This is a genomic window from Methanoculleus chikugoensis (assembly GCF_900095385.1).
Lineage (GTDB): Archaea > Halobacteriota > Methanomicrobia > Methanomicrobiales > Methanoculleaceae > Methanoculleus > Methanoculleus chikugoensis_A.
In genome coordinates this window covers 1-2,749 of record NZ_FMID01000020.1, presented here as the reverse complement: position 1 = coordinate 2,749, position 2,749 = coordinate 1, and the positions used below count along the sequence as shown (strand labels likewise).

5 protein-coding genes are annotated in these 2,749 nt (G+C 57.6%); 3 read left to right on the top strand and 2 right to left on the bottom strand.

Annotated features, from left to right (window positions below; all coding sequences use genetic code 11):
- Positions 1-889 (bottom strand): RNA-guided endonuclease InsQ/TnpB family protein (locus L21_RS03910; protein ID WP_074369196.1); only part of this gene is annotated, 889 nt, incomplete at its 3' end.
- A 178-nt stretch (positions 890-1,067) separates the two neighbouring features.
- On the opposite strand from L21_RS03910, the gene L21_RS03905 reads away from it, so the two are divergent.
- The 3 genes from L21_RS03905 (at position 1,068) to L21_RS03895 (ending at position 2,158) form a co-directional block, all read left to right on the top strand.
- Entirely contained in the window at positions 1,068-1,412 is a 345-nt protein-coding gene (locus tag L21_RS03905; RefSeq protein WP_218600626.1) for a nucleotidyltransferase family protein, read from the top strand.
- Between the two features lie 30 nt (positions 1,413-1,442).
- Positions 1,443-1,736 (top strand): HepT-like ribonuclease domain-containing protein, encoded by a 294-nt coding sequence (locus L21_RS03900; RefSeq protein ID WP_256712237.1) that lies wholly within the window; start codon positions 1,443-1,445, stop codon positions 1,734-1,736.
- Positions 1,737-1,963: 227 nt separating this feature from the next.
- Entirely contained in the window at positions 1,964-2,158 is a 195-nt protein-coding gene (locus tag L21_RS03895; protein WP_054847721.1) for a CxxC-x17-CxxC domain-containing protein, read from the top strand.
- Between the two features lie 86 nt (positions 2,159-2,244).
- Here L21_RS03895 and L21_RS03890 read toward each other — a convergent pair.
- The coding region (locus tag L21_RS03890) for a P-loop NTPase family protein (protein WP_463508164.1) at positions 2,245-2,749 on the bottom strand (505 nt) is incomplete at its 5' end.

Genomic DNA, 2,749 nt, shown 5'->3' with positions numbered 1-2,749 from the left:
CATAGAATCGTCCCCATGAAGCATCGTGAATGCTCCTGTGCAGTCCCGGAGAGTTGCCGCTCTCTTTCAGATACTTGATATTCAGGTCTTCAACACAGATCGTTGCATAGGTATCAACGTACCGACGCGAAAGTTTGTGCAGGAAATCGTTCTTCTGGCTCGTGATACGATCATAAACCTTCTCCAGTTTGCTTTTTGCCTTCGTCCAGTTTTTCGAGAACCGTTGTTTCCGGGCAATACTCTGGTGTAACTTCTTGATCCGGTCAAGTGAGTGCTCATAGAACCGGGGATTCTCGATCACCGCACCATCGCTATCGACTGCAAACGCGTTCAGGCCGACATCGATACCGACAGACCGTCCCTCTCTCTTCGGTTCGGAGACCTCCTGCTCTGCCTGAACGATCACGTACCATCTATCACCGGAACGGGTGATCAGAATACCCTTCACCTTCCCGGTGTAGGGTCGGTGCAGGGTGAAGGGGATTGTTCCAATCTTCGAGAACGTGATTGTGCCGTGTTCCCGGTCGATCTTGAACCCGGACTGGTTGTAGTTGAGCGTCCGATACCGGACTGCGCTCTTGAACCGGAGTTTGCCGATCTTCCGTCCTCTCTTCCGTGTCTGGGAGAGAGCAGCGATGTTACTCCAGAGGGTATAGTTCACCATCTGGAGCACTTTGGAGTACACGCCCTTCAGAGATGGATTCTCCTCTTTCAGCGTGACGATCCGCGCCTGTGTTCCTCGCATCGTCGGAGTGATCCCGTGCTCCCGCGCGGTAGTACATTCTTCGAGAAGTGTGTTGTAGAGCCACCTACAGGTATCGAGCGCACCGTTCAGCCGTGTCTCGGTGGTTGCGCCGGGATACGCCCGGTACTTGTAGGAGAGGAGCATCGACGCTGCAAATACGTTGGAGGACGAGATAGACGTTATCCATGCGGGGTGAAAGTGAATTGGGAAGGGGACGCCGCTTTCATCCCCGACCTGAAGACCGGGAACTTCCCGCTCCGCCCCCTTCACCCCCGAAAGTTAAACCGTCTCCCCATCCTATCACCTCTTCAGGAGGCCAAAAGTGCCGAAAAAGCCTGAAGATATTCCCTCCCACTGGACCGTGCGGTCGATTATCGACGCGCTCGCAAGAGTGAAGCCGTACCTTCGGGAGCGGTATCACGTCCGGGAGATCGGGGTCTTCGGCTCGTATGTGCGGAACGAGCAGAGCGCAGGGAGCGATCTCGACATCCTGATCGAGCTCGACGAGCCGATCGACTGGGATGTCGTGGACCTCAAAGAGGACCTGGAGAGGATCCTCGGTCTCCCTGTAGATCTCGCGCTGAAGGGTGGGATTGCCCGGCAGCCGCGGCTCATGCATGCTGTCGACGCGGAGGCGGTATGTCTAAACGTGACGAAGCCCTGTTGATCGGAGATATCCTGGAGGCTATCGAACGTATTGGGGTACACCGCAGGATACTCAAAAGAGGACTTCTCCCGCGATCAGAAGACCATCGACGCGGTGATCCGGAACCTCGAGATCATCGGAGAGGCCTGTGGGCAGGTTCCCGAGCCTGTTCGGACAAAATACCCCCGGATCCCATGGAAGAGGATTGTAGGGGTCAGAAATATCGTCATCCATCATTATTTCGGTGTCGACCTCGAGACGGTCTGGTTTATCCCGACGCAACAACTCCCGGAACTTCGCTCGCTCCTTGCGGCAACGCCTGATCGGAAACGCCCCGATGATTAACCGCGCGGAATCCTTTCCGCCTCTCACATCACCCGGAAGTGTATGCAGGAATAGAAATCGGTCCAGCAGCCATGTTTCTGCAACCTCTCAGGTCCCGAAGTCCGCTTTATACAGGCAAGCCGGGAGGTCGCCGCAGATAGGATCCCGATCACCCTCCCCCCTTCCGGGTCGATGAAGTACATTATATACTATACACTCATACTTCTACAGGCAGTGTTCTTATCTGCATGAGCAATCCAATGGATTATAATAGAGGAAACAGAAATTTTGGCGGTCCCAGAAACTTCGGCGGCCCCCGTGAAATGACAAAGACCATCTGTTCGGACTGCGGCAAAGAGTGCGAAGTCCCCTTCAAGCCGACCGAAGGCAGACCCGTGTATTGCCAGGACTGCCTCCCGAAGCACAGAAAACCCCGGTTCTAAACCAATAAACTCTCTTTTTTTCGCGCACGTCCGGTGACATCCCATTTATCCGGAGCGGAGCGGTTCACGGGAAAAAAGCGGCGGGCTCAGGAGAGCCCGAGTTCGGCAAAGAGAGTATCTCTGAGCGCCCGGAGTGCATCCCCCGCCGCCGAGTCGCCCCGGGTCGCAGGGCGGCCGTTCCGGACGGCGTCGACCACCGACGAATCGAACGGGATCTTCCCCGCCACCACAGTCCCCTCTCGCGTGCAGTAATCCTCGATCCGGGCGCAGATATCCCCGGCGAGGTCGAACCGGTTGATCGCGGCGAAGATCCGGACGCCGAACCGGCGGCAGACGGTCGCAAGCCGTTCGAGGTCGTGGAGCGCCGAGACCCCCGGCTCCGTAACGACGAGGACTGCGTCCATACCGCTGATCGTCGCGATCAGCGGGCAGCCTATCCCCGGCGGGCCGTCGGCGAGCAGCAGGTCGGCGCCGTCCGCAAGACGCATCGCCCGCTTCTTCACCTCGGTGACGAGCAATCCTGAGTTCCCCGAGCCCGGGAAGAGCCGGGCATGGGCGAGGTTGCCCCGGTCGGTCGCCGAGGTGTAGATC

Excerpts from the sequence above, each read along its gene's own strand:
- L21_RS03895 (WP_054847721.1), top strand. The coding sequence starts at position 1,964 with ATGAGCAATCCAATGGATTATAATAGAGGAAACAGAAATTTTGGCGGT.